Below are 23,920 nucleotides of genomic sequence, written 5' to 3'. Positions count from 1 at the left end.
ATCCCGACGCGATGACGCCGAAGCGCTTTAAGCAAACCCCTGCGGATTCGTCGACTGCCAGCGCCAGTGGTCCGCGCACATGCGCTCGATACCGAACTGCGCGCGCCAGCCGATGATCTTCTCGGCCGCGCTCGGGTCCGCGAAACACTGCGCGACGTCGCCCGGGCGGCGCGCGACGATCTCGTACGGCACCGGCCGCCCCGACGCCTTCTCGAACGAGCGCACCACGTCGAGCACGCTATAGCCCTGGCCCGTGCCCAGATTGACGACGAAGCTCGCATCGCGCTCGACGAGCGCATCGAGCGCGGCGAGATGCCCGCGCGCGAGATCGACCACGTGGATGTAATCGCGCACGCCGGTGCCGTCGGGCGTTTCGTAGTCGCCGCCGAACACGCGCAGCTTTTCGAGCTTGCCGACCGCGACCTGCGCGACGTACGGCATCAGGTTGTTGGGAATGCCGGCCGGATCTTCGCCGATCAGGCCGCTCTCATGCGCGCCGACCGGATTGAAGTAGCGCAGCGTCGCGATGCGCCACGACGGGTCCGACACTTCCAGATCGCGCAAGATCTGCTCGGCGATCAGCTTCGATTGACCATACGGATTGGTCGCCGACAGCGGGAACGATTCGTCGATCGGCGAGCTTTTCGGCACGCCGTACACCGTGGCCGACGAACTGAACACGAACTGCTTGACGTTGCGATCGCGCATCACGCCGAGCAGCGTCAGCAGGCTGCCGACGTTGTTCGCGTAATACTCGATCGGCTTCGCGACCGATTCGCCGACCGCTTTCAGCGCCGCGAAATGGATCGCGCCGGTGATCGGATGCGCATCGAAAATGCGCTGCAGCGCGGCTGCGTCGCGCGCGTCGTTGTCATAGAAGCTCACCGCACGGCCGGTTATTTGCTCGACGCGCCGCAACGATTCGCGCTTGCTATTCACGAGGTTGTCGATCACCACGACGTCGTAGCCGCCGTTCAGCAGTTCGACGCAGGTGTGCGAGCCGATGAAACCCGCGCCGCCGGTTACCAGAATCGTGCCCTTCGTGGTCATGCTGTTGCTCCCATTAAAGTAAAACACCCGTGATTTTCTGGACCAGGTCTTTATACGTTTCGACGACCATGCGTTCGTCGAATTCGCTGGCGACTTTCTGCCGGCCGCGTTCCGCCATCGCGCGCCGCTCCGCGTCGCTCATATCGAGCATGCGCGCGAGACTCGCGGCGAGGCTCTGCGCATTGCGCGCTTCGCACAACAAGCCGTTGACACCGTCGGCCACTACCTCGCGGCAGCCGGGCACGTCGGTTGCGACGATCGGCCGGCCCATCGCCGACGCTTCCATCAGCGTGCGCGGCACGCCTTCGCGATATGACGGCAGCACCACGCAATCGGCATCGGCGATGAACGGCCGCACGTCGTGCGCTTCGCCCAGATATTCGATCACGCCCTCCTGTTCCCACGCGGCGACTTCATCGCGCGTGATCGCGCTCGGATTGTCGACGCCTACCGGCCCGAGCAACTGGAAGCGCGCTTGGGGATAGCGCGCGCGCAATTGCCGCGCGGCCTCGACGAATTCGCCGACGCCCTTGTCCCACAGCAGCCGCCCGATCAGCACGAAGCGAAACTCCGCCCGAGCGCGCAGCGGCGTGAACGCGAACTGTTCGAGATCGACCCCCTCGCCGTGCAACAGCCGCGCGCGCTCGGGATGCGCGAGCAGCTTGCCGTCGATGAACGCGGCCTGATCGTCGCGATTCAGGAACCACACTTCACGCGGAAAGCGGAATGCGAAACGATACAGCCTTTTAGCAATCTGCGCGGCGCGGCTGTGCTGTATGAACACATAGCCGAGCCCCGTGGTGACCGCCACCGACTGCACGCCAGCCAGCTTCGCCGCGATCGAGCCGTAGATGTTCGGCTTGATCGTGTAGTGAAACACCACATGCGGACGGATCGTCCTGTACTGCCGATAGAGCGCGAAGAGCGTGCGCAGATCTTCGCCCGGACTCGTGCCCTTGGACGCCATCGGCAGCTCGATGCAACGGCAGCCCATCGCGGCGAGCAGCTCGAACGTGCGGTCGCGCGGCGCAAGCACCGTCACATCGACCCCGCGCCCGATCAGTGTGCGGATCAGCCCTTGCCGATACGTATAGATTGCCCAGGCCGTGTTGCAGACGAGTGTAATGCGCAGCGCGGGCGTCGACTTGAAAGAGGGCTTCATGCGAAAAAGGGCACGGCGTTGAATGAAGTGTGGACCAGTGATACGAAAACAGCGCCGTACGCAGCGGCGCGAAGCTCAGCGAACCAGGCGGCAGCGACAGCGCTCACACGCGGCGCGCCTCAACGGCTCGCGCGCGGCGTCAGCAGCGCGCGCTTGACCCGCTGCAACGTGCGATAAGGCAGCAGCAGATGCGACAGATTCTTCGCGAGGCCCAGCCAGTCGTATGGATTGGCCACGTTGAAATAGCGCAACTGCAAACGCAGCGTCGAACCGATCTGCCGGCGCCGCTTCGTCGCGCTGATGCCGCCTTCGTTCAGCTCATAGAAGAGGCCGAGTTCCGGCAGATTCGCGCAGTCGTAGCGTTCCATCAGACGTAAGAACAGATCGAGGTCCTCGGCCGAAGGATACGCGGCGCGGTAGTTGCCGACTGTGCGGACGGCATCGATACGCAGCATCATCGACGGATGCGCGAGGCACGAGCGGAAAAAGCGCTGGCGTCGGATCACGTTCGGCTCGGCCGGCGGCGTCAGCATGAAAAGCGGCTCGCCCGCACGCGTGACGACCTGGGTCCACATGCCGAGGCCCGCCACGTTCGGATGCGCTCCCATGAACGCGCGCTGCTTCGCGAGCCGCTGCGGCACCGCGCGATCGCCCGCGTCGATGCGCGCCGCAAAACGAAAGCCCCGCTGCGCGAGCGCATCGATGCCGGTTTGCAGCGCGCGCTCGATGCCGCTGTTGCGCGCCATGCGCAGCACTTCGATCTTCAGGTTCGGCAGCGTGGGCGCGACGATCGGCGGTGTGCTGCCGTCATCGACGATCAAAACGTGCACCAGCGCACTTTCTTCAAACGACGCGAGCGTAGAATCGACGTCCGCCTGGCCGTTGTAGGCGGGCATCAGCACCGCGACGTCGTCGAGCGTGGTTTGCGCGGTGGCGGATGAATTCGTCATGGGCGCAATTTGAAACGGATGTAATAAAGATTAACCGAGGCGGCCGCCAGATAGCCGGCCGCGAGGCCGACGAGCGCGCCATACGCGCCGAGTCGCGGGATCGCCAATAGATTGACGGCGAACGCGACGGCGAGCGCGAGCAGCCACTTCGCCAGCAACACGAACTTGGCCTGATACTTGAGCACGACCAGATTGCCGATCGCCTCGATACCGGCGGGCACCGACAGCCACACGGCCCAGCGGAAGATCTCGATCGCGCCTTCGAAATCCGGCCCGAACACGCGGCGGATGATGAAGCCCGCGAGCAGATCGAGCACGAACGCGCCGCACACCATCAGCACGGCGGTCAGCGCGGTGAGCCGCCACATGTTGCGGCGCAGTTGCGCGATGCCTTGCACGCGGTAGACGAAGGCGGGCGCAATGGTTTGCGCGAGCATCAGCGCGAGCGTGATCCAGTTTTCATTCAACTGTTGGGCGGCCGAGTAGCGTCCGAGGTCGGCGAACGAAATCGCGCGCTCGAGCATCAGCCGGTCCAGCTTCAGGAACAGATACATACAGATGAGCCCGAGCCAGAATACCGTGCCCGCGCTCGCGAAGTGCTTGAAGAGCGAACGTTCGACATGCCAGCCCAGCTTGCCGCCATGCCGGCGCATGAAGTAGAGCAACAGCACCGCGCCGATCGCCGCCGATTCGAGCGCCCACAGCCAGCCGAAACGTGCGGGCGCGGCCGTCGCGCGCACCAGCAGATAGACGAGGCCGGCCTTGATCACAGCGGTGGTCATGCTGGTCAGCAACTGCGGCTTGCTGTAGGTCATGCTTTGCAGCCACGCGTTGATCACGCCGACGAACGGCTCGCGAAACAGCATCGTGAGCGCGAGGCCGGCGAGCATCGCGCCGACGAGCGGCTCGAAGAAATGCAGCGCAATGCCGAGCCACGTGAGCAGCAGCGCGACGGCCGAGACGGAGAAACGCAACGCGAACGCGCTGCCGAGTACGGTACCGAGTTGTTCGGGCGGCCGGTTGACGATGGTCGGTACGAGGATTTCCGCGCCGCACACCCATGTGATCGGCGACAGCACCAGCAGCAGCGTGTTCGCGTACTGCCATTTGCCGAACGTATCGGGTCCGAAGTAACGCGCGAGGATGCCGCCGATCACGATTGCCACGCCGATCTGCGTGAGCCGTTCGAGACCCAGCCAGACGATGTTCGTAAACGCGCGCGTGACGTCGGGATTGGCGAAGCGCTTGAGTGTCAGCATCCGTTGGCCGCTCGCCGCTGCGCGTCGGTCAAGCCGCCTCGTGCGGCCATGCATGCGGCGCTATGCGCGTTCGCCCGCCCGGCCGGCAGCCACGGCAACTTTACAAAGGGAGGGCGTCTAAGCATTAGAATGGCGTTATTCAGGCTGGTCAGAAGAACGCAATTATAAGTTGGAACCGGACCGCTTCCGGCAAGGGCGCAACGAGGCGTGATAACGCGGTTTTTTACGCGCGTATTACGGTGGTTTTTAATGCGATTTTTTCCGCGTTTTTACCGGTTATCGTCTGTGCGCAGGTCAAAATTTTCCATTGCACGCAAGTGAGCCAACATGATCTCCAAATCGATTTTCAAGGCGTATGACATTCGTGGCGTGATTGGCAAGACGCTCGACGCGGACGCCGCGCGTTCCATCGGCCGCGCCTTCGGCAGCGAAGTGCGCGCGCAGGGCGGCGACGCGGTCGTGGTCGCGCGCGACGGGCGCCTGTCGGGCCCCGAACTGATCGGCGCGCTGTCCGACGGCCTACGTGCGGCCGGCGTCGATGTCGTGAACGTGGGTATGGTGCCCACGCCGGTCGGCTACTTCGCGGCGAGCGTACCGTTGAAGCTCGCGGGCGGCGAGCGCCGGGTCGACTCGTGCATCGTCGTGACCGGTAGCCATAATCCGCCGGACTACAACGGCTTCAAGATGGTGCTGCGCGGCGCGGCCATTTACGGCGAGCAGATCCTCGCGCTGCATCAGCGCATCGTCGACGAAAACTTCGCCGACGGTAACGGCAGCTACACCGAATACGACATCGCCGACGCGTATCTCGAGCGTATCGCGAGCGACGTGAAGCTCGCGCGTCCGATCAAGATCGTCGTCGATACCGGCAACGGCGTGGCCGGCGCGCTCGCACCGAAGCTGTTCAAAAAGCTCGGTTGCGAACTGGTCGAGCTGTTCACCGAAGTCGACGGCAACTTCCCGAATCACCACCCGGACCCGGCGCACCCGGAGAACCTCGAAGACGTGATTCGCGCGCTGAAGGAAACCGATGCGGAAATCGGCTTCGCGTTCGACGGCGACGGCGACCGCCTGGGCGTCGTCACCAAGGATGGCCAGATCATCTACCCGGACCGTCAGCTGATGCTGTTCGCCGAAGAAGTGCTGTCGCGCAACAAGGGCGCGCAGATCATCTACGACGTAAAGTGCACGCGCAATCTCGCGAAGTGGGTCAAGGACAAGGGCGGCGAGCCGCTGATGTGGAAGACCGGCCACTCGCTCGTGAAGGCGAAGCTGCGCGAAACCGGCGCGCCGCTGGCCGGTGAAATGAGCGGACACGTGTTCTTCAAGGACCGCTGGTATGGTTTCGACGACGGCCTGTACACCGGCGCGCGTCTGCTCGAGATCCTCACGCGCGTCGCCGACCCGAGCAAGCTGCTGAACTCGCTGCCGAACTCGCACTCCACGCCCGAGCTGCAACTGAAGCTCGAGGAAGGCGAAAACTTCGAGCTGATCGCGCGTTTGCAGCAGAACGCCAAGTTCACCGGCGCGGACAACGTCGTGAAGATCGACGGTCTGCGCGTCGAGTATCCGGACGGCTTCGGCCTCGCGCGTTCGTCGAATACGACGCCGGTCGTCGTGATGCGTTTCGAAGCCGACAACGACGCGGCGCTCAAGCGCATCCAGGACGACTTCCGCCGCGTGATTCTCGCGGAGAAGGCCGATGCGAAACTGCCGTTCTGACGGCTGATGCGGCGGCGCGCTTCGAAATTCGTCAAGACGGATCGAAGCTCGCCGCTACCGAACGCGGCGCGGGTTGCCTTACCGCGCCGCGTTTTTCATGTCTTTGATATCCGACGCGCTAGAATTGCGGTCCTTTCAACGCATCTTCGAGCCGGATAGCCGGTTTTCCCACTCTTGAGCGCGCAAAAGATACTCATCGTGAGGGTGTCGTCACTGGGCGACGTCGTTCACAACATGCCCGTAATCGCCGACATCCGGCGCCGCCATCCCGACGCGCAGATCGACTGGCTCGTCGAGGAGAGCTTCGTCGGGCTCGTGGAGCTCGTGAGCGGCGTGCGGCGCGCGATTCCAGTGTCGCTGCGGCGCTGGCGCAAGCGCATCCTGTCCGTCGACAACTGGCGCGAGATCGGCGCGTTTCGTCGCGCGCTCGCCGCCGAGCACTACGATCTGGTGATCGACTGCCAGGGGCTCATCAAGACCGCGTGGGTCGCTAGCATGGCGCGCGGACCTCTCGTCGGCCTCGGCAACCGCACCGACGGCGCCGGCTACGAATGGCCGGTGCGCTTCTTTTACGGGCGGCGCGTGCCGATCGCGCCACGCACGCACGTGGTCGAACGCACGCGGCAACTGGTGGCCGCGGCGCTGAATGATCCGCCGCCGCAACCCACCGACGACATCGACTTCGGTCTCGATACGGGCCGTGCCGCGCTCGCGCTGTCTCAAGCCAATCTGAATCTGCCGGTGCCGTACGTGGTGTTCGTGCACGCGACTTCGCGCGCCGACAAGCAGTGGCCCGACGCCGCGTGGATCGAACTCGGGCAAACGCTGGTGCGGCGCGGCGCGTCGATCGTGCTGCCGTGGGGCGGCGACGCCGAGCGCGCGACCAGCGAGCGGCTCGCGAAGGAATTCGGCGCGGCCGCGATCGTGCCGCCGAAGCTGTCGCTGCCGGCGGTGGTGGGGCTGATCGACGGCGCGGCCGCGACGGTCGGGGTCGACACAGGTCTGGTCCACATCGCGGCGGCGCTGAAGCGGCCTACGGTCGAGTTGTACAATTTCTCGACCGCGTGGCGCACCGGCGGCTACTGGTCGCCGAACGTCGTCAATCTCGGCGCGGCCGGTCAGCCGCCCACGCTGCAGCAGGTCAAGTCGGCGCTGGCCGCGTTTGGTTTGCTGTAACCCGGGCCGGCAGTCATCAGCACGGGCTGTCACCCGCCGGTGCGCTTCGCCTTGCGCACCCCCCGTTCCCAAGGGCGATCATGAACGAAACCCAGATCATCGAAGTAGCGAACGCCGACTGGCACGGCTGCAACCTGTCCGTGCCGCGCGAGACGCTGCTCGCCGGCGTCGAGCGCGGCAAGGTGCTGTACTTCCCGAACCTGCGCTTTGCGATCGACGGTGGCGAGCAGGCGTTGCTCGACCCGGCAATCGCCGATCCGAACCGCAAGAACATCAGCCTCGAACCGAACGGCGGCGCGTTGCACGGCGTGGCCGGCGATGCGGTCACGCAATCGGCGGTGCGCGCGTTGATCGCGCGTTATCAGGCGAATGCGCGCACGCTCGTCGACGGGCTCTTTCCCGAGTACAACGGCAAGCTGCGCGTCGCGCCGACGAGCCTGCGGCTGCATCAGGTCGAGACGCGCGAAACCTCGTGGCGCAAGGACGACAGCCGTCTGCACGTCGATGCGTTTCCGTCGCGGCCTAACTACGGCGAGCGCATCCTGCGCGTGTTCACCAACGTGAACCCACATGGCGTGCCGCGCGTATGGCGCGTCGGCGAGCCGTTCGAGGACATGGCGCAGCGCTTCCTGCCGCGCATCAAGCCGCAGATGCCGGGCTCCGCGTGGCTGCTGAACCTGCTGCATGTGACGAAGTCGCCGCGCAGCGAGTACGACCATCTGATGCTCAATCTGCACGACGGCATGAAGGCCGACCTCGACTATCAGAAGACGAGTCCGCAAGAGACCATGCCGTTTCCGCCGGGCAGCGTGTGGGTGTGCTTCTCCGACCAGACCTCGCATGCGGTGATGTCCGGCCAGTTCATGCTGGAGCAGACTTTCTTCCTGCCGGTGAAGGCGATGGCGCAGCCGGAATGCGCGCCGCTCGGCATTCTCGAGCGCCTGAAGGGCAGGGCGCTGGTTTGAGCGCGGCGGTCGATTCGAGGGCCGGGCAGGTGCCGGCCCGCATCGCGCGTATCAGCGCCGTGGACTTTGCGACGAAGACGAACCACGCGGAGCGCCGATGCTAAGAGCGATCTATCGCGCGCTCTGGCGGCTGATCGCGCCGCTTGCCGTGCTGCGCCTGTTGATCCGTTCGCGCAAGGAGCGCGGTTATCGCGAGCATATCGGCGAGCGCTTCGGTTATTCGCGTGGACGCTTGCCCGAAGACAACGCGCCGTTGATCTGGGTGCATGCTGTGTCGGTTGGCGAGACGCGCGCCGCCCAGCCGCTGATCGATGCGCTGATGAAGGCGCGCCCCGACGCTCGCATTCTGCTCACGCACATGACGCCGAGCGGCCGCGCGACCGGCGGCGAAATTTTCGGCGACCGCGTGTTGCGCAGCTATCTACCGTACGACATGCCGCATGCGGTACGGCGCTTCCTGCGCGCGTGGCGGCCGTCGCTCGGTCTCGTGATGGAAACCGAGGTATGGCCGACCTTGATCGACGAATGCCGGCGCGCCGACGTGCCGCTCGTGCTGACCAATGCGCGGATGTCGGCGCGGTCGTTCAAGCGCGCGGCGAAGTTCGGCGGCGCGACGAAGGACGTGTTCGGCGGCTTCGCGCGCGTGCTCGCGCAGAGCCCGTCCGATGCCGAGCGGCTGACCTCGCTCGGCGCGCGCAACGTCGCGGTGCTCGGCAACCTCAAGTTCGACATGAGCACCCCGCCCGAACTCGCGGCGCGCGGCCACGCGTGGCGCGCGGCGATCGGCACGCGGCCCGTGTGGGTCGCGGCGAGCACGCGCGAGGGCGAAGAGGCGCTGGTGCTCGACGCGTTCGCGGCGCTCGGCGTCGACGATGCGCTGCTGATTCTGGTGCCGCGTCACCCGCAACGCTTCAATGAAGTCGCGGCGCTCGTCGAGAAGGCGGGGTTGCGGCTCGAACGCCGATCGAACTGGGCACCCGATGCGAAGGTCGCGTCGGCCGCGCGCATTGCCGACGATGGCGTGCCACCGCTGCCACGCGACGTGAACGTGCTGCTCGGCGATTCGATGGGCGAGTTGGGCGCTTACTACGCGGCATCGGATCTGGCGTTCATCGGCGGCAGTCTGCTGCCGCTCGGCGGACAGAACCTGATCGAAGCGTGCGCGGTCGGCGTGCCGGTGCTGATCGGGCCACACGTTTTCAACTTTACGCAGGCCACCGCCGATGCGGTCGCGGCCGGTGCCGCCGTGCAGGTGCAGGACCCGGCCGATCTGGCGCGCGCGCTACGCGAGCTGTTCGGCGACAAGTCGCGGCGGCTCGCGATGGGCGGTGCGGCTGCCGCGTTTGCGGCGAGGCATCGCGGGGCGACGGCGAGGACGGTGGATGTGTTGGCGGCGTTGTTGCCGGAGTAGGGATTAGCGGCGTGGCGTGCAAAGACGACACCACGAGCATTCCCAACCCCTCCCTTCACACCTTCAACAACCCCTTCTTTTCAATAAACTTCACCACTTCGTCGAGCCCTTCGAGCGCCTTCAGATTGCACATCACGAAGGGCCGCTCGCCGCGCATCTTCTTCGCATCCGACGCCATCACATCGAGATTTGCGCCCACCAGCGGCGCGAGATCGGTCTTGTTGATCACGAGCAGATCCGACTTCGTGATGCCGGGGCCGCCCTTGCGCGGAATCTTCTCGCCGCCCGCAACATCGATCACGTAGATCGTCAGGTCCGACAGCTCCGGGCTGAAGGTTGCCGCGAGATTGTCGCCACCCGATTCAATGAACACGATGTCCGCGTCCGGAAAACGCGTGAGCATGCGCTCGACCGCTTCGAGGTTGATCGACGCGTCCTCGCGGATCGCCGTGTGCGGGCAGCCGCCCGTCTCGACACCCATGATGCGCTCGGCCGGCAGCGCGCCCGCGACGGTCAGCAGACGCTGATCCTCTTTCGTATAGATGTCGTTCGTGATCGCGACGAGGTCGTACTGGTCACGCATCGCCTTGCACAGCATTTCGAGCAGCGTGGTCTTGCCCGAGCCGACCGGGCCGCCGACGCCCACGCGCAGCGGCGGCAGTTTCTTCGTGCGGGTCTGGTTCGCGGTATGAGAGGCCGGATGATGAGGTGCGTTCATGATGGATCGTGGAAATCGTGTTACGAGCGGAAGAGCCGCGAATACTGCGACTCGTGGCGCGCCGACAGAATGCCGAGCTGCGGTGCGAATGTGTTGAGGCAGTCACGCGAAATGGCGAGCGCACGCGCGACGGCTGCGTCAATTGGTTCGCGCAGCGCGACGATGATGCGCTGTCCAGCGAGCTGGCCGAGCGGCACCGCCTTCAACGCGGCGGCGGCCTGATTCTCGACCCAGCTGAACGCGTAGGCGGCGAGCGCGGCATCGGTGGACGCATCGTGCGCGTAGGCGGCGAATGCGAACGCGCTCGGCTGCGCAAGCGGCGCGAGCGACGCGAGCGTTTCGCGCCTCGCCGCATCGCCCCATTCGAGCGACACGCACAACTGCCGCAGCGACCAACCCATCTGCTCGGTTTCGCGGCGCAGTTCGGCGGACTCGCGGCTCGCGAGGAATTCGGCGTTGGCGTCGGCGAGTTCGACGGCGTCGTGCGTGCGCCAGCGTTCGATCTGCTGCGCAACGAACGGCAACTCGCCGCGCGCGAGCACGTCAGTCAGCCCGCACTCGATCCACGTGCGCGCGGAGTCGGCGTCGGTGACGAGTTGCGCTTCGATCGCCGCTTCGAGACCCTGCGAATAGCTGAACGCGCCGATCGGCAGCGCCGGCGACGCGAGATGCAGCAGCGCGGTGAGTTCAGCGATGCGCATGGTCATGCGAGTGGTGCCCATGTCCGCACGATTCGTCGTGCACGTGGTCATGGTCGTGGTCGTGCGAGTGCTCATGCCCATGATGTTCACCAAACACCTGCTGCGCGATCGCATAGTCCTCGGCGAACGTCTCGTCGTGCCCATGCTTGTGCCCGCCGCCATATGCACCGGCCTCAGGGTGGAACGGCAGCGACACCTGCTCGAGCGTCGCGCCGATGCGCTCGAGCATGTCGGCGAGCACCGGATCGTCTTCGAGCTTCAGATAATCGGCGCCCACTTCGACCGGCGTATGACGATTGCCGAGGTGATACGCGGCGCGCGTCAACGTCAACGCGTCCGAAGCGCGTACCACAAGCACGGCTTCGTCAGCAGCGACGACACGCACGAGCCCGCCATCATCGGCGACGAGCACGTCGCCATCGCGCAGCACGGTGCCGCGCGGCAACAGCAAGGCGATTTCCTCGCCGTTATCGAGCGTCGCGGCAAGACGGCTCTTGCGACGTTCATCGAACGCGAGCGTCAATGTCGGCGCTCGCTTGACGAGTACGGGCGCAATCTTCAGATGCGGCGCGAGAAGTTTGTTCAGTGTACGCATGGTCAGAACAGGAAATAGCGTTGCGCCATCGGCAGCACGGTGGCCGGATCGCAGGTCAGCAGCTGGCCGTCGGCGATCACCTGATAGGTTTCCGGATCGACGCTGATGTTCGGGCGCCACGCGTTGTGAATCATGTCGGCCTTCGTCACGCTGCGGCAGTTCTTCACCGCGACGATGCGCTTTTCCAAACCATAGCGTTCGGCGACGTTCGCATCGGCGGCGAGTTGCGACACGAAGGTCAGCGACGTGCGACCCAGCGCGCCACCGCGCGTCGCGAACATCTCGCGATAATGCACGGGCTGCGGCGTCGGAATCGATGCATTCGGATCTCCCATCTGCGCCATCGCGATCATGCCGCCCTTCAGGATCAGCGACGGTTTGATGCCGAAAAACGCCGGCTCCCAGAACACCAGATCGGCCCACTTGCCAGGCTCGATCGAGCCGACCTCATGCGCGATGCCGTGCGTGATCGCCGGATTGATCGTGTACTTCGCGACGTAGCGCTTCGCGCGGAAATTGTCGCGACGCGCGTTGTCCTCGGGCAGCGCGCCGCGTTGCACCTTCATCTTGTGCGCGGTCTGCCACGTGCGGATGATCACTTCGCCGACGCGGCCCATCGCCTGCGAATCCGAAGATAGCATCGAAAGCGCGCCGAGATCGTGCAGGATGTCCTCGGCCGCGATCGTCTCGCGGCGAATCCGCGATTCGGCGAACGCGATGTCTTCCGCAATCGACGGATCGAGGTGATGGCACACCATCAGCATGTCGAGATGCTCGTCGAGCGTGTTGACCGTGTACGGCCGTGTCGGATTCGTCGACGACGGCAGCACGTTCGCTTCGCCGCACACCTTGATGATGTCCGGCGCGTGGCCGCCGCCCGCGCCTTCGGTGTGATAGGTATGGATCGTGCGGCCCTTGAACGCTGCAACGGTCGTTTCGACGAAGCCGGCTTCGTTCAGCGTATCGGTGTGGATCGCGACCTGCGTGTCGGTATCGTCGGCGACGGAAAGACAGTTGTCGATCGCCGCGGGTGTCGTGCCCCAGTCCTCGTGCAGCTTCAGGCCGATCGCGCCAGCGGCGATCTGTTCGGTCAGCGGTGCCGGCTGGCTCACGTTGCCCTTGCCGAGAAAGCCGAGATTCATCGGATAACCATCGGCCGCTTGCAGCATGCGTTCGAGATGCCACGGCCCCGGCGTGCAGGTCGTCGCATTGGTGCCGGTCGCGGGGCCGGTGCCGCCGCCGAGCATCGTCGTCACGCCGCTCGCGAGCGCTTCCTCGATCTGCTGCGGGCTGATGAAGTGGATGTGCGTATCGATGCCGCCCGCGGTCACGATCAGCCCTTCGCCCGCGATCACTTCGGTGGCCGCGCCAATCGCGATCGTCACGTTGGGCTGAATGTCGGGATTGCCGGCCTTGCCGATCGCCGCGATGCGGCCGTCCTTGATGCCGATGTCGGCCTTCACGATGCCCCAGTGATCGAGGATCACCGCATTCGTCACGACGGTATCCACGACCTCGGCATGCACGCGCTGCGACTGGCCCATGCCGTCGCGAATCACCTTGCCGCCGCCGAACTTGACCTCTTCGCCGTAGGTCGTGAAGTCGCGCTCGATCTCGATCAGCAGTTCGGTGTCGGCGAGGCGCACGCGGTCGCCGGTGCTGGGGCCGAACATCTCCGCGTACGCGCGGCGGCCAATGCGTAGTGTCATGGTGTGGGTCCGGAGTGAGCTACAAGCGGGCTACAAGCAACGCATGGCGGAGCAGGGCGGTCGAAACACCAGGGGCGCGGGCAGCGCATCACAGCTTGCCCATCACCTTGCCGTTGAAGCCGTACACGACGCGCTCGCCCGCCAGCGCGACGAGTTCGACCGTGCGCTCCTGGCCGGGCTCGAAGCGCACCGCGGTACCCGCCGCGATGTTCAGCCGAAAGCCGCGCGCCGCTTCGCGATCGAATGACAGCGCGTCGTTCACTTCGTAGAAGTGGTAATGCGAGCCGATCTGCACGGGACGGTCGCCGGTATTCGACACGACCACCGTGACCGTCGCGCGGCCCGCGTTCAGTTCGTGCTCGCCGTCGTCGATGAGGAGTTCGCCGGGAATCATGGGGCCTGCCTTGACGAAGAGGACTTCAGGGAATCGGATGATGGACGGTGACGAGCTTGGTGCCGTCGGGGAACGTCGCTTCGACCTGGATGTCGGGGATCATTTCGGGGACCCCCTCCATCACGTCGGCGCGCGTGAGCAGCGTGGTGCCGTAGTGCATCACTTCGGCGACGCTCTTGCCGTCGCGCGCGGCTTCCATCAGCGCGGCGGTGATGAAGGCGACCGCTTCCGGATAGTTCAGCTTGAGGCCGCGCGCACGGCGCCGTTCGGCGAGCAGCGCGGCGGTGAAGATCAGCAGCTTGTCCTTCTCGCGAGGTGTCAGCTTCATCGGGTGTGGGTCTCGGCGTTGAGGTGTCGTGGCGGCGTGGTCGTCGCGCCATCAGCCGGTCAAGGTATCAAGCCCGGCTAACGGCGCGCTTACAACCGCGCTTGCAAGATTACAGGTCGGCGGGCAGTGGAGCGCCGAACCACTTCTTCGACATCGCACCGAGCGTGCCGTCGTGTTTGGCCTGTGCAATGGCGGCATCGACCTTCTGTTGCAGACGCGGCTCGTTTTTATTCATGCCGACGAAGCACGGCGAGTTCTTGATCACGAACTTCGGTTCCGGACGGCGCGGCGGATTTTTCGCGAGGATCGCGGCCGCGACGATGTTGCCGGCCGCGATCAGCTGCACCTGGCCGGACAGGAACGCGGCGATCGTCGCGTTGTTGTCCTCGAAGCGTTTGATCGTCGCGTTCGGCGCCATCTGCGTGAGACCGATTTCCTCGAGCGCGCCGCGCGTCGCGCCGACGGTCTTGCCCGTCAGATCGGCGGGACCGCTGACCTTGATATCGGCGGGACCGAACACGCCCTGGTAGTACGGCGCGTACGCGCTCGAGAAGTCGATCACTTTCTCGCGCTCAGGCGTTTTGCCGAGCGACGAGATCACGAGATCGACCTTGCCCGTTTGCAGATACGGAATGCGGTTCGCGCTGTTGACCGGCACCAGTTCGAGCTTCACGTTCATCGCTTTGGCGAGCAGCGCGGCCGTGTCGATGTCGTAGCCCTGCGGCTTCATGTCGGGACCGACCGAGCCAAACGGCGGATAGTCTTCGGGCACGGCGACCTTCAGCACGCCGGCCTTGGCGATGTTGTCGAGCGTGTCGGCGTGCGCGGCGCCCGCATGAAACGCGAGGTCGGCGACGATGGGCAGGGCGAGCAATGCGGCCAGCAAGGTGCGGCGCGCGGAGCGGGAGAGGGTGCGGGTCATCGGCGTGAGCGGTGGTGGTGTCGTTGGAGTCGGGTCGTCGCTGGCTTCTTCGTGTCCGGCCGCGAAGTGGCGAATCCAACGCAAACTGTGTGCCATCGCGCTGGGCTGTGGCTGGGCGGCACGCTACGCCGGTTCGCGCACATGGTTGGGGCGTGCGCGTGCGCCGGCTTGGTGCGCGAATAGGGTGATCAAGACGAAAGCGGGAAGCCGTGCGCTCAGGTCGACCAGATCCGCAACGGCACTGCCGCGACACCGTGCACGACCGGCCGCAATTGCAGCCAGCAGCGCGTGAGCGCGTGCTGCAGCGTTTCCATCGAGCGCGACACCGCGCGCACGAGCAGTACGCCGCTGGTCACGCACGAGGCTGCCGCTCGCAACGTGTCGTCGAACGGCAGTTGCGCGGTGAGCGACTCGGCGAGCGCGTCGTCGCAAGCGGCGCCTACGGCCCACAGCGTGCCGTAGGCCGGAAAGCCGGCGAGACCCTGCGGCGCGTCGCGCAGCGGATCGTCGGCGCTGAGAGTCGCGCGTTCGAACCACAGCAGCTCGCCATTCGCGCCGACGATGCGCGACACCGCCCGCAAGCTACCCGCCGACCAGCGTTCGCCGGCCGCCTGGCGTCCGAGCTGCGTCGCGTCCCAGCCGATCGCGCTCGCGCCGGCGCCGAGCGTCAGCGAAAAATCGAGTTGCGCGTTCGCGTGATCGAACACGATGTTGTTCTGCGGCAGCCAGTCGAGCTTCGCCTGTTCGCCGACCCTGAGCGCGATGCACTGCCGCGCCGCGCGGCCATTCGACTTGTACCACTTGGTTGCGCCCGGCGTCGTCAGCACCGCATGTGTGTGCGCGGCGAGCGTGATGTCGATGTCGAGCTGATCGCCACCCGCGACGCCGCCGGGGGGATGCACGATCACCGCGTGACAGATCGCCGGGCCTTCCGGATAGAGCGGCCGTTGCACGCGCAGCGGCCCATCGTGAAGCCGGTGGGCGAGCGTCGTGCGAGCGTCGCCGCCGACGAAGCCGAGCTCGAGTCGCGCGCACCACGAGGAGTGCGCGGCGGCGAGCGAGGCGTGATTTTCGTGGAGCGACATGCGGATGAAAGGGGAACCGGCGTGCGGCGAGGATAGCACGCGGTCGCGGCGCGAGAGCCGCGCGCTAGCGACTACGACGCAGTGCCTTCAGGCGAGGCCTCGGTCACCGACAGCACCTTGATGCCCTCCCACTGCGGATGCAGCAGCCGCAGCAACGCGACGATCGCGCGCGGGGTGTTTTCCTGGACGGTCAACGAGTCGCTGCCTGTCTCGATTGCTTTCTTGCCATGTCGGCAGTACTGATACTCGACGTGAACCGTCACGGACATGCTTTTCTCCCTTCTTTAACGATGTTGTGTTGCTAACGCTGGTTTTACCGCGGCAGTGACTAGCCCACGCGGGTCGGCGCGGCGTGATCGTCCACGCCGCGTTCCGCGCGATTGATGAACCCGCAGTCGAGCAAGAGCTGACAGAAGGCTTCCGGCGAACACGATGGACCGGTCGTCTCGGCCATTCTCGCGAGGACGTCGGGGAACGACGCAAGCACGTGCCAGCTGTCGTAGTACGCGTGCAGCTGGGGCGCGAGCTCGTTGCCGAGCTTCTCCCAGCGCACCGACAGCATGCCGACCGTACCGCCGCTGTGTACCTCGAATAAACCGAAGGTGACCGCCGACACCACGTTCATCACCCTGCAATAGGAGGCTGGGTTTCTGTAAAACTCGCGTCTGACCTGCTTGTTGTCGTCCATGGTGTCCACCTCGTCGAACCGTTGCGGCGCTGCCTAGCCTGTGTAACGGTTGCGCGGCGGATAACTTGAGCGGTGAGCTTCAGTCGCGTTAGATGCGGCCGACGGCGCGGGCCGCAAGCTTTCTAATGGCTGTTGCAGATTGAAAAAACGCTTACACGGCAATCAAGCCCCGCACTCCATCGGCATCCATGTTCGCCCCTTCACCGCCCGCGATGATTTCGCCGCGACTCATCACCCAGTAACGATCGGCGATCGCTTTGGCGAAATCGTAGTACTGCTCGACGAGCAGCACCGTCATGCCCATGTCCTCGACGAGCTGCCGCAGCGTGCGGCCGATGTCCTGAATGATCGACGGCTGGATGCCCTCGGTCGGCTCGTCGAGGATCAGCAGTTGCGGCTCGCTCATCAGCGCGCGGCCGATCGCGAGCTGTTGCTGCTGACCGCCGGACAGATCGCCGCCGCGCCGGTTGCGCATGTCCTCCAGCACCGGGAACAGCTCGTAGATGCGCTCGGGGATTTTCTTCGGCGACTTTCTGCTGGCGGCGCCCACCAGCAGGTTTTCCTCGACGGTCAAGCGCGGAAAAATATCGCGGCCCTGCGGCACGTAGGCGAGCCCCTGGGCGACGCGCGCATGCGTGGGTAGTTTCATCAGCGGTTCGCCGCGCCACGCGATCGCACCGCTTTTCGCGGGCACGACGCCCATCAGGCAGCGCAGCAGGGTGGTCTTGCCGACGCCGTTGCGCCCTAGCAGCACCGTCAGCTTGCGGTCGGGCACTGTGAGCTTCACATCGCGCAGAATATGGCTGCCGCCGTAGTACTGGTTCAGTCGGTCTACTTCGAGCATTGTTCAGTCATCCTGTCGGGTGGACGATGCGGTACCGCCTCGAGCTGCAATCAGCGGCCGAGATAAGACTCGATCACGGTCTCATCGCGCTTCACTTCGTCGAGCGTGCCGTGCGCGAGCACGCGGCCTTCGGCCATCACCGTCACCTTGCCCGTGTCGCCCGCGAGCGCCGCGACGAACTCCATGTCGTGCTCGACGACCATCATCGAGCAGGTGCCGCGCAGGTGGTTGAGCAATTCGGCGAGCTGCATCGTTTCGTCGTCGGTCATGCCGGCCGCGGGTTCGTCGAGCAGCAGCAGCGCTGGGCGTTGCATGAGCAGCATGCCGATTTCGAGGCGCTGCTTCTGGCCGTGCGATAGCTCGCCGGCGAGCCTGCGCGCTTCGCTTTCCAGCCCGATCAGCGCGAGCGTTTGCTCGATGCGCGCCTGCGCGTCGCGATCGAGCCGCGCGCGCAGCGACGCCCACCAGCCCTTGTCGGTTTTCATCGCGAGTTCGAGGTTTTCCCACACCGGATGCTGCTCGAACACGGTCGGCTTCTGGAACTTGCGGCCGATGCCGGCGCGCGCGATCGCCGGTTCGTTCATCCGCGTCAGATCGATCGACTGGCCGAGAAACACCTTGCCGTGATCGGGTGCGGTCTTGCCCGTGATCACGTCCATCATCGTCGTCTTGCCCGCGCCATTCGGGCCGATGATGCAGCGCAGTTCGCCCGCGTCGATCGCGAGCGACAATGCGTTGAGTGCGCGAAAGCCGTCGAAGCTGACGGTCACGTCTTCGAGGTACAGGATCGTGCCGTGCGATACGTCGATCTCGCCGGGCACGACCGTGTGCGCCATGCTCGCGACGCCGCTCAGCGAGTGTTCCGGCGGTGCTTCGGGCAAATCCAGATCGGGAACCATCGGGTTTTCGTTCATCAGCGGTTCCTCAGCGGTTTCTTTTGCGCGTCAGCAGATCGGCGAGACCCATGATGCCGTTCGGCAGCAGCAGCGGCACCAGCACGAAGATCAGGCCGAGAAAGAACAGCCAGTATTCGGGGAAGTTCGCCGTAAAGAAGCTCTTCGCGCCGTTCACCGCGAACGCGCCGATGATCGGGCCGATCAGTGTGCCGCGTCCGCCGACCGCCACCCAGATCGCCATTTCGATCGAGTTGCCCGGCGACATCTCGCCCGGATTGATGATGCCGACCTGCGGCACGTACAACGCGCCCGCGATGCCGCACAGCACCGCCGACACGGTCCATACGAACAGCTTGTACGCGAGCGGGCTGTAGCCGAGAAACATCAGCCGCGTTTCGCCGTCGCGCACCGCGGTCACGACACGGCCGAGCTTCGACGTGACGATTGCGCGCGCGCCGATGAACGCGGCGATCAGCACCGCGAACGTGATCAGCAGCAACACGGCGCGGGTGCCCTGATGCGTGATCGGAAAACCGCCGATGCGCTTGAAGTCGGTAAAGCCGTTATTGCCGCCAAAGCCCGTTTCGTTGCGATAGAACAGCAGCATCGCGGCGAAGGTCATCGCCTGCGTGATGATCGACAGATACACGCCCTTCACGCGCGAACGGAACGTGAAGAAGCCGAACACCCACGCGACCACGGCCGGCACCAGCACGACGAGCAGCAGCGCGTAGCCGAGATGCTGCGTGCCTTGCCAGTACCACGGCAACTGGTGCCAGTCGAGAAACACCATGAAGTCGGGCAGATCGCTGCCGTACTTGCCGTCGTGACCGATCGCGCGCATCAGGTACATACCGATCGCATAGCCGCCGAGCGCGAAGAACAACGCGTGACCCAGACTCAGGATGCCGCAGTAGCCCCACACCAGATCGAGCGCCAGCGCGGCGATCGCATAGCACATGAACTTGCCGGTCAGCGTCATCGCGTACGCGGACAAATGCAAGGCGCTCGTCTGCGGAATCACCAGCGCGGCGAACGGCACGCCGAGGCCGACCACGATGATCAACGCGATCAGCGCGAGCCACGCGCGACGCGACAGCAACGCGGGCCGCGGCGGCAGGCCGAGCGCAAAGCCGGTGTTGAACTCGCGCGCGGCGCCGGCACCCGCGCGCGACGACGCTGCGGAAGAGGGGTTCGCCGATGAAGTAGCCGATGCCATCTCATGCCTCCGCGCTGCGGCCCTTCAAGGCGAACATGCCCTGCGGACGCTTCTGGATGAACAGCACGATCAGCACGAGTACCGCGATCTTCGCGAGCACCGCGCCCCAGAACGGTTCAATCGCCTTGCTGACGAGCCCGAGGCCGAAGCCGCCGAGCACGGTGCCCGCAAGCTGGCCGACACCGCCTAGCACGACCGCCATGAAGGAATCGATGATGTAGCTCTGGCCGAGGTCGGGCCCGACATTGCCGATCTGCGACAGCGCGCAGCCGCCGAGCCCCGCGATACCCGCGCCGAATGCGAACGCATACGAATCGACGCGCGCGGTTTTTACGCCGACGCACGCCGCCATCCGGCGGTTCTGCGTGACCGCGCGCACGAACAGACCCAACCGAGTGCGCGTGAGCACGGCCCACGCGATCGCGACGACGATCAGCGAGAACGCGAGAATCGCGAGCCGGTTGTACGGCAGGATCAGGTTCGGCAGGACGGTGACGCCGCCGCTCATCCACGACGGATTGACGACCTGGACGTTCTGCGCGCCGAACAGCATGCGGGTCGCCTGAATCAGGATCAGGCTCACGCCGAAGGTGGTCAGCAGCGTTTCGAGCGGGCGGCCGTACAGATGCTTCAGTACGAGCCGCTCGAGCACGATGCCGATCAGCGCGGCCGCGACGAAGGAGGCCGGTATCGCGAAGAGCGGATACCAGTCGAACGCGTTGGGCGCGAAGCGCTGAACGAGGTTCTGCACGACGTAGGTCGCGTAGGCGCCGATCATCAGGAATTCGCCGTGGGCCATGTTGATCACGCCGATCAGTCCATACGTGATCGCCAGGCCGAGCGCGGCGAGCAGCAGCACGCTGCCGAGCGACAGCCCGGCGAACAGCGTGCCCGCGATCTGGCTGCGGCGCTGGATCGCATCGAGCTCGTCGATGCCGCTTTGCGCGGCCGCGCGCACGCGTTCGTCGGTTTCGACAAACGTGCCGTCGGCTTTCTTCGCGACTAGCGGGCGCAGCAACTCGTTCATTTCGAGGTCGTGGCGCGCGGCGACCAGTTGCACGGCTTCGAGACGCTTCGAAGGGTCCGGGTCGTGCAATGCGCTCATCGCCCACAGCGTGTCGAGACGCTTCTTCAGCGCGGGATCGGTTTCTTTGGCGCGCGCGGCGTCCACCAGCGGTTTGATCGATGGATCGGGGTTTTTCAGCAGCGCATCGATGGCGGCTGCGCGTGTCGCCTGGTCGGGCGACGCGAGTTGCAGACCCGACAGCGCGCCCGCTACTTTCGAGCGCAGCAGGTTGTTCAGTGTGATGGGTTGCCCGTCGTTCGCGGCGACCGGTTGGCCGGTGACGGCATCGCGGGTGGCGTCGCCGTCCTGCAGCAGTACCTCGCCTGAGTCGGTGGCGAGCGCGCTGTCGTCGGCGAGGGCCTTCAGCACCGCGAGCGACGCGGTATCGTGCGTGGCGATCAGTTTGTCGATCGCGGCGGACTTCGCCTCGAAGTCGTCGCCGGCGAGCGGCGCGACGTCGGCCTGGGTCAGCGCGAATGCGGCGCCCGGCGCGGCGGCGAGAAGGACCGCGAGCGGCAGCAGGAGCGCCGCGCCGCGTCGTCGTACGGAAGTCGGAAATGAAAACGCCATGATGGCCTTTTGCACTGGATTGAATCGATGAGCCGCTCGGGCGCGCGAGGGTGCCGCCGCCGCTTCAGCGGGGGGGCGCCGCGCGTGCGCTGCGCGTGCCGGTACGCAGGCCGCACGTCGCGGCACGCGGCTGCTGCGGCGAGACACGCGCGGTTCGCCGCGCGCCGCGATGCGACTCACGCCGACACGTCACGCAACGCGCGAGCGCCGCAGGAACGCCGGAATCGAGCTGACCACATCCGGCTTGCCCGCATTGCCGGCGATGAACGGGCTCCACGGTTGCGCGCGGATCGGCCCCTTGGTACGCCACACGACGTTGAACTGGCCATCCGCGCGTACCTCGCCGATCATCACCGGCTTGTGCAGATGGTGGTTGCCGTCCATCTCCAGCGTGAAGCCCGACGGTGCCGCGAAGGTCTGCCCGACCATCGCGACGCGCACCTTGTCGACGTCGGTGCTCTTTGCTTTCTCGACCGCCTGCTTCCACATATGGATGCCGACGAAGGTCGCCTCCATCGGATCGTTGGTCACGCGCTTCGTGCCACCCGGCAGGTTGTTGTCCTTGACCCACGTGGCCCATTGCTTCTTGAACTTCTCATTGGACGGGTTGCGCACCGACATGAAGTAGTTCCAGGCGGCAAGATTGCCGACGAGCGGCTTCGTATCGATGCCGCGCAGTTCCTCTTCGCCGACCGAGAACGCGACGACCGGCACATCCGATGCCTTCAGCCCCTGGTTGCCGAGTTCCTTGTAGAACGGCACGTTCGAATCGCCGTTCACGGTCGAGATCACCGCGGTCTTGCCGCCTTGCGAGAACGTCTTGATGTTGGCGACGATGGTCTGATAGTCGCTGTGACCGAAAGGCGTATAGACCTCCTGAATGTCGGCTTCCTGCACGCCCTTCGATTTGAGGAATGCGCGCAGGATCTTGTTGGTCGTGCGCGGATACACATAGTCGGTGCCGAGCAGGAAGAAGCGCTTCGCGCCGCCGCCTTCGGCGCTCATCAGGTATTCGGTCGCGGGAATCGCCTGCTGGTTAGGAGCTGCGCCCGTATAGAACACGTTGCGCGACATTTCCTCGCCTTCGTACTGCACCGGATAGAACAGCAGGCCGTTCAGTTCCTCGAACACCGGCAGCACCGACTTGCGCGACACCGAGGTCCAGCAGCCGAACACGACCGCGCATTTGTCCTGCGTGAGAAGCTGGCGCGCCTTCTCGGCGAACAGCGGCCAGTTCGACGCCGGGTCGACGACCACCGGCTGGATCTGACGGCCCATCACACCGCCGTTCTTGTTGATGTCGGCGATCGTCATCAACGCGGTGTCTTTCAGCGACGTCTCGGAGATCGCCATCGTGCCGGACAGCGAATGCAGGATGCCCACCTTGATCGGACCGCTATCGGACTGCGCGTGCGCGAACGGCACGCGGCCCGCGAGCGCGAGCGCGCCGGACATGGAGCCGTACTTCAACAGACTGCGACGTTTCATGTGCTTTCCCCTTGTCATTGATGGTCACTGTTTATGAGCGCCGATTTCAGCCAGCCTGGCTGAGCTCGCACGGCTTGCCGCTCGTCTACTGCAAGGCACATGCCATGTGATGCTTTCGACGCAATGCGCGTGCGATGCCTGTGGTGGCGCGGTTATGGGCGCGGGGGTGGCGACTCGGTCCATCGATGGCACGGCGCGAAACTGGTGCAGTCGCGCGCGGCGCGCCTCGTTCGGGTGCGCGTCGCGCCGCGACGAAGCGTGCTTTGACGCCAGTGAAGCGTCGCTGGCGCAGGGGGGGCGTCGGCGGTGCATCGGCGCCCCATGAGACGCCGCGCTTTTGTGCATGGCGTGGGCGCCGCCTCACACCGGAGCACCAGTGATACTGAATGCTGGTCAGGGAGACCGGACATGATCGAACGCGCCGCCGTCAGCCGACCCGATAAGTCCGCTTTCTGAATGCGCTTCACCGCGAACCGTCAGTTAGAGAGCACGCCGCGGCTGCTCGCGAGCGCGAAAGGGATGTACTACACCACGCGCGACGACCGCGCTGGACTATTCAGTTCAAAAATTTTTAGAAAGAGGTGTGTCACGCAATGACCTTAGTCTGGTCCTACCATTAAACACGACAAAACTTGCCGTTCGGGTAACGGGGAATTATTCCAGTTTGGCAAATCCCTTTTTCGAAATCCTTCCAAGGACTGGTAACCGCTCACATTCCAGTTGTGCCCACTTGCGTGCTCAACTTCCACAATCTTGAATCGACACTGCCGACCTCGATTTTTCAAGTGAAAGACAATGCGTCTTTGATCATCGCTGAAATTCTTTTCCAAGATTTCGTAGCGTGTCGGCTTACAGACGCTATACGTTGAATTCCATTCAATTGTGTTGGCTCGCACGTAGAGCGCACCGGAACACGCACGACCTGTTCCCTCAAAATCCCCTTTAAAACCGACTTCGGTGCCAATCGCTATGCTTGACATGCTGTAGAGAATGATGCACATC

General features: G+C 65.0%; 23 protein-coding genes. 4 read left to right on the top strand and 19 right to left on the bottom strand.

The window, feature by feature from the left end; translation table 11 throughout:
- Nucleotides 1–27: 27 nt before the first annotated feature.
- From galE to AB4Y34_RS32360, 4 genes are all read right to left on the bottom strand, one after another.
- Complete coding sequence (galE, locus tag AB4Y34_RS32375; protein WP_176121105.1) at nucleotides 28–1,050, bottom strand: UDP-glucose 4-epimerase GalE; 1,023 nt, start codon at nucleotides 1,048–1,050, stop codon at nucleotides 28–30.
- A gap of 13 nt (nucleotides 1,051–1,063) precedes the next feature.
- Nucleotides 1,064–2,212 (bottom strand): glycosyltransferase family 4 protein, encoded by a 1,149-nt coding sequence (locus AB4Y34_RS32370; protein WP_368718334.1) that lies wholly within the window; start codon nucleotides 2,210–2,212, stop codon nucleotides 1,064–1,066.
- A 119-nt stretch (nucleotides 2,213–2,331) separates the two neighbouring features.
- Nucleotides 2,332–3,162 (bottom strand): glycosyltransferase, encoded by an 831-nt coding sequence (locus tag AB4Y34_RS32365; RefSeq protein ID WP_368718333.1) that lies wholly within the window; start codon nucleotides 3,160–3,162, stop codon nucleotides 2,332–2,334.
- On the bottom strand, nucleotides 3,159–4,421 hold the full coding sequence (locus tag AB4Y34_RS32360) for an oligosaccharide flippase family protein (protein WP_368718332.1): 1,263 nt from the start codon (nucleotides 4,419–4,421) through the stop codon (nucleotides 3,159–3,161). Before AB4Y34_RS32360 ends, AB4Y34_RS32365 begins: the two co-directional genes overlap by 4 nt.
- A gap of 327 nt (nucleotides 4,422–4,748) precedes the next feature.
- On the opposite strand from AB4Y34_RS32360, the gene AB4Y34_RS32355 reads away from it, so the two are divergent.
- From AB4Y34_RS32355 to waaA, 4 genes are all read left to right on the top strand, one after another.
- Nucleotides 4,749–6,143, top strand: a complete 1,395-nt coding sequence (locus AB4Y34_RS32355; protein ID WP_176109359.1) for a phosphomannomutase/phosphoglucomutase — start codon at nucleotides 4,749–4,751, stop codon at nucleotides 6,141–6,143.
- Between the two features lie 234 nt (nucleotides 6,144–6,377).
- Nucleotides 6,378–7,319 carry a lipopolysaccharide heptosyltransferase I gene (waaC, locus tag AB4Y34_RS32350; RefSeq protein ID WP_255208741.1) on the top strand — a complete coding sequence of 314 codons (942 nt, stop codon included), beginning with the start codon at nucleotides 6,378–6,380 and terminating at the stop codon, nucleotides 7,317–7,319.
- An 80-nt stretch (nucleotides 7,320–7,399) separates the two neighbouring features.
- Nucleotides 7,400–8,284, top strand: a complete 885-nt coding sequence (locus tag AB4Y34_RS32345) for a Kdo hydroxylase family protein (RefSeq protein WP_368718331.1) — start codon at nucleotides 7,400–7,402, stop codon at nucleotides 8,282–8,284.
- A 97-nt stretch (nucleotides 8,285–8,381) separates the two neighbouring features.
- Complete coding sequence (gene waaA / locus AB4Y34_RS32340) at nucleotides 8,382–9,695, top strand: lipid IV(A) 3-deoxy-D-manno-octulosonic acid transferase (RefSeq protein WP_176379153.1); 1,314 nt, start codon at nucleotides 8,382–8,384, stop codon at nucleotides 9,693–9,695.
- A 55-nt stretch (nucleotides 9,696–9,750) separates the two neighbouring features.
- On the opposite strand, the gene ureG is transcribed toward waaA, so the two are convergent.
- From ureG to urtA, 15 genes are all read right to left on the bottom strand, one after another.
- Nucleotides 9,751–10,413, bottom strand: a complete 663-nt coding sequence (gene ureG / locus AB4Y34_RS32335; protein WP_176121112.1) for an urease accessory protein UreG — start codon at nucleotides 10,411–10,413, stop codon at nucleotides 9,751–9,753.
- Between the two features lie 20 nt (nucleotides 10,414–10,433).
- Complete coding sequence (locus AB4Y34_RS32330; RefSeq protein ID WP_368718355.1) at nucleotides 10,434–11,114, bottom strand: urease accessory protein UreF; 681 nt, start codon at nucleotides 11,112–11,114, stop codon at nucleotides 10,434–10,436.
- On the bottom strand, nucleotides 11,101–11,709 hold the full coding sequence (ureE, locus tag AB4Y34_RS32325; protein WP_176379155.1) for an urease accessory protein UreE: 609 nt from the start codon (nucleotides 11,707–11,709) through the stop codon (nucleotides 11,101–11,103). The genes AB4Y34_RS32330 and ureE overlap by 14 nt, the downstream gene beginning before the upstream one ends.
- Nucleotides 11,710–11,711: 2 nt before the next feature.
- Nucleotides 11,712–13,418, bottom strand: coding sequence for an urease subunit alpha (ureC, locus tag AB4Y34_RS32320; RefSeq protein ID WP_176379156.1), 1,707 nt, complete (start codon nucleotides 13,416–13,418; stop codon nucleotides 11,712–11,714).
- Between the two features lie 88 nt (nucleotides 13,419–13,506).
- Complete coding sequence (locus AB4Y34_RS32315; RefSeq protein WP_013088655.1) at nucleotides 13,507–13,812, bottom strand: urease subunit beta; 306 nt, start codon at nucleotides 13,810–13,812, stop codon at nucleotides 13,507–13,509.
- Between the two features lie 25 nt (nucleotides 13,813–13,837).
- Nucleotides 13,838–14,140 carry an urease subunit gamma gene (gene ureA, locus AB4Y34_RS32310; RefSeq protein ID WP_008923043.1) on the bottom strand — a complete coding sequence of 101 codons (303 nt, stop codon included), beginning with the start codon at nucleotides 14,138–14,140 and terminating at the stop codon, nucleotides 13,838–13,840.
- Between the two features lie 109 nt (nucleotides 14,141–14,249).
- The gene (locus AB4Y34_RS32305; RefSeq protein WP_176109350.1) at nucleotides 14,250–15,062 is read right to left on the bottom strand and encodes a transporter substrate-binding domain-containing protein; all 813 of its coding nucleotides are present in this window, start codon (nucleotides 15,060–15,062) and stop codon (nucleotides 14,250–14,252) included.
- A gap of 215 nt (nucleotides 15,063–15,277) precedes the next feature.
- A complete protein-coding gene (locus AB4Y34_RS32300) occupies nucleotides 15,278–16,147 on the bottom strand; it encodes an urease accessory protein UreD (RefSeq protein WP_368718330.1) in 870 nt (289 codons plus the stop codon).
- 71 nt (nucleotides 16,148–16,218) lie between these two features.
- A complete protein-coding gene (locus tag AB4Y34_RS32295; protein ID WP_176109348.1) occupies nucleotides 16,219–16,416 on the bottom strand; it encodes a hypothetical protein in 198 nt (65 codons plus the stop codon).
- Nucleotides 16,417–16,475: 59 nt separating this feature from the next.
- Entirely contained in the window at nucleotides 16,476–16,835 is a 360-nt protein-coding gene (locus AB4Y34_RS32290) for a hypothetical protein (protein WP_176379158.1), read from the bottom strand.
- 151 nt (nucleotides 16,836–16,986) lie between these two features.
- A complete protein-coding gene (urtE, locus tag AB4Y34_RS32285) occupies nucleotides 16,987–17,679 on the bottom strand; it encodes an urea ABC transporter ATP-binding subunit UrtE (RefSeq protein WP_176379159.1) in 693 nt (230 codons plus the stop codon).
- A 50-nt stretch (nucleotides 17,680–17,729) separates the two neighbouring features.
- Entirely contained in the window at nucleotides 17,730–18,593 is an 864-nt protein-coding gene (gene urtD / locus AB4Y34_RS32280) for an urea ABC transporter ATP-binding protein UrtD (protein ID WP_176379160.1), read from the bottom strand.
- Between the two features lie 10 nt (nucleotides 18,594–18,603).
- The gene (urtC, locus tag AB4Y34_RS32275) at nucleotides 18,604–19,794 is read right to left on the bottom strand and encodes an urea ABC transporter permease subunit UrtC (protein WP_176109345.1); all 1,191 of its coding nucleotides are present in this window, start codon (nucleotides 19,792–19,794) and stop codon (nucleotides 18,604–18,606) included.
- 1 nt (nucleotide 19,795) lies between these two features.
- On the bottom strand, nucleotides 19,796–21,430 hold the full coding sequence (gene urtB / locus AB4Y34_RS32270) for an urea ABC transporter permease subunit UrtB (RefSeq protein WP_176379161.1): 1,635 nt from the start codon (nucleotides 21,428–21,430) through the stop codon (nucleotides 19,796–19,798).
- A 189-nt stretch (nucleotides 21,431–21,619) separates the two neighbouring features.
- Nucleotides 21,620–22,918: an urea ABC transporter substrate-binding protein gene (gene urtA, locus AB4Y34_RS32265; protein ID WP_176109344.1), complete on the bottom strand. Its 1,299-nt coding sequence runs from the start codon at nucleotides 22,916–22,918 to the stop codon at nucleotides 21,620–21,622.
- Nucleotides 22,919–23,920: the final 1,002 nt, after the last annotated feature.

The sequence above is a fragment of the Paraburkholderia sp. BR10954 genome (assembly GCF_040965775.1).
Lineage (GTDB): Bacteria > Pseudomonadota > Gammaproteobacteria > Burkholderiales > Burkholderiaceae > Paraburkholderia > Paraburkholderia youngii.
Note: the sequence above shows the minus strand (reverse complement) of the source record. Positions and strands in the feature narration are given on the sequence as shown.

Bases quoted from the DNA above. Each gene is read 5' to 3' on its own strand.
- galE (WP_176121105.1), bottom strand. From the start codon at position 1,050: ATGACCACGAAGGGCACGATTCTGGTAACCGGCGGCGCGGGTTTCATC.
- AB4Y34_RS32370 (WP_368718334.1), bottom strand. From the start codon at position 2,212: ATGAAGCCCTCTTTCAAGTCGACGCCCGCGCTGCGCATTACACTCGTC.
- AB4Y34_RS32365 (WP_368718333.1), bottom strand. From the start codon at position 3,162: ATGACGAATTCATCCGCCACCGCGCAAACCACGCTCGACGACGTCGCG.
- AB4Y34_RS32360 (WP_368718332.1), bottom strand. From the start codon at position 4,421: ATGCTGACACTCAAGCGCTTCGCCAATCCCGACGTCACGCGCGCGTTT.
- AB4Y34_RS32355 (WP_176109359.1), top strand. From the start codon at position 4,749: ATGATCTCCAAATCGATTTTCAAGGCGTATGACATTCGTGGCGTGATT.
- waaC (WP_255208741.1), top strand. From the start codon at position 6,378: ATGCCCGTAATCGCCGACATCCGGCGCCGCCATCCCGACGCGCAGATC.
- AB4Y34_RS32345 (WP_368718331.1), top strand. From the start codon at position 7,400: ATGAACGAAACCCAGATCATCGAAGTAGCGAACGCCGACTGGCACGGC.
- waaA (WP_176379153.1), top strand. From the start codon at position 8,382: ATGCTAAGAGCGATCTATCGCGCGCTCTGGCGGCTGATCGCGCCGCTT.
- ureG (WP_176121112.1), bottom strand. From the start codon at position 10,413: ATGAACGCACCTCATCATCCGGCCTCTCATACCGCGAACCAGACCCGC.
- AB4Y34_RS32330 (WP_368718355.1), bottom strand. From the start codon at position 11,114: ATGCGCATCGCTGAACTCACCGCGCTGCTGCATCTCGCGTCGCCGGCG.
- ureE (WP_176379155.1), bottom strand. From the start codon at position 11,709: ATGCGTACACTGAACAAACTTCTCGCGCCGCATCTGAAGATTGCGCCC.
- ureC (WP_176379156.1), bottom strand. From the start codon at position 13,418: ATGACACTACGCATTGGCCGCCGCGCGTACGCGGAGATGTTCGGCCCC.
- AB4Y34_RS32315 (WP_013088655.1), bottom strand. From the start codon at position 13,812: ATGATTCCCGGCGAACTCCTCATCGACGACGGCGAGCACGAACTGAAC.
- ureA (WP_008923043.1), bottom strand. From the start codon at position 14,140: ATGAAGCTGACACCTCGCGAGAAGGACAAGCTGCTGATCTTCACCGCC.
- AB4Y34_RS32305 (WP_176109350.1), bottom strand. From the start codon at position 15,062: ATGACCCGCACCCTCTCCCGCTCCGCGCGCCGCACCTTGCTGGCCGCA.
- AB4Y34_RS32300 (WP_368718330.1), bottom strand. From the start codon at position 16,147: ATGTCGCTCCACGAAAATCACGCCTCGCTCGCCGCCGCGCACTCCTCG.
- AB4Y34_RS32295 (WP_176109348.1), bottom strand. From the start codon at position 16,416: ATGTCCGTGACGGTTCACGTCGAGTATCAGTACTGCCGACATGGCAAG.
- AB4Y34_RS32290 (WP_176379158.1), bottom strand. From the start codon at position 16,835: ATGGACGACAACAAGCAGGTCAGACGCGAGTTTTACAGAAACCCAGCC.
- urtE (WP_176379159.1), bottom strand. From the start codon at position 17,679: ATGCTCGAAGTAGACCGACTGAACCAGTACTACGGCGGCAGCCATATT.
- urtD (WP_176379160.1), bottom strand. From the start codon at position 18,593: ATGAACGAAAACCCGATGGTTCCCGATCTGGATTTGCCCGAAGCACCG.
- urtC (WP_176109345.1), bottom strand. From the start codon at position 19,794: ATGGCATCGGCTACTTCATCGGCGAACCCCTCTTCCGCAGCGTCGTCG.
- urtB (WP_176379161.1), bottom strand. From the start codon at position 21,430: ATGGCGTTTTCATTTCCGACTTCCGTACGACGACGCGGCGCGGCGCTC.
- urtA (WP_176109344.1), bottom strand. From the start codon at position 22,918: ATGAAACGTCGCAGTCTGTTGAAGTACGGCTCCATGTCCGGCGCGCTC.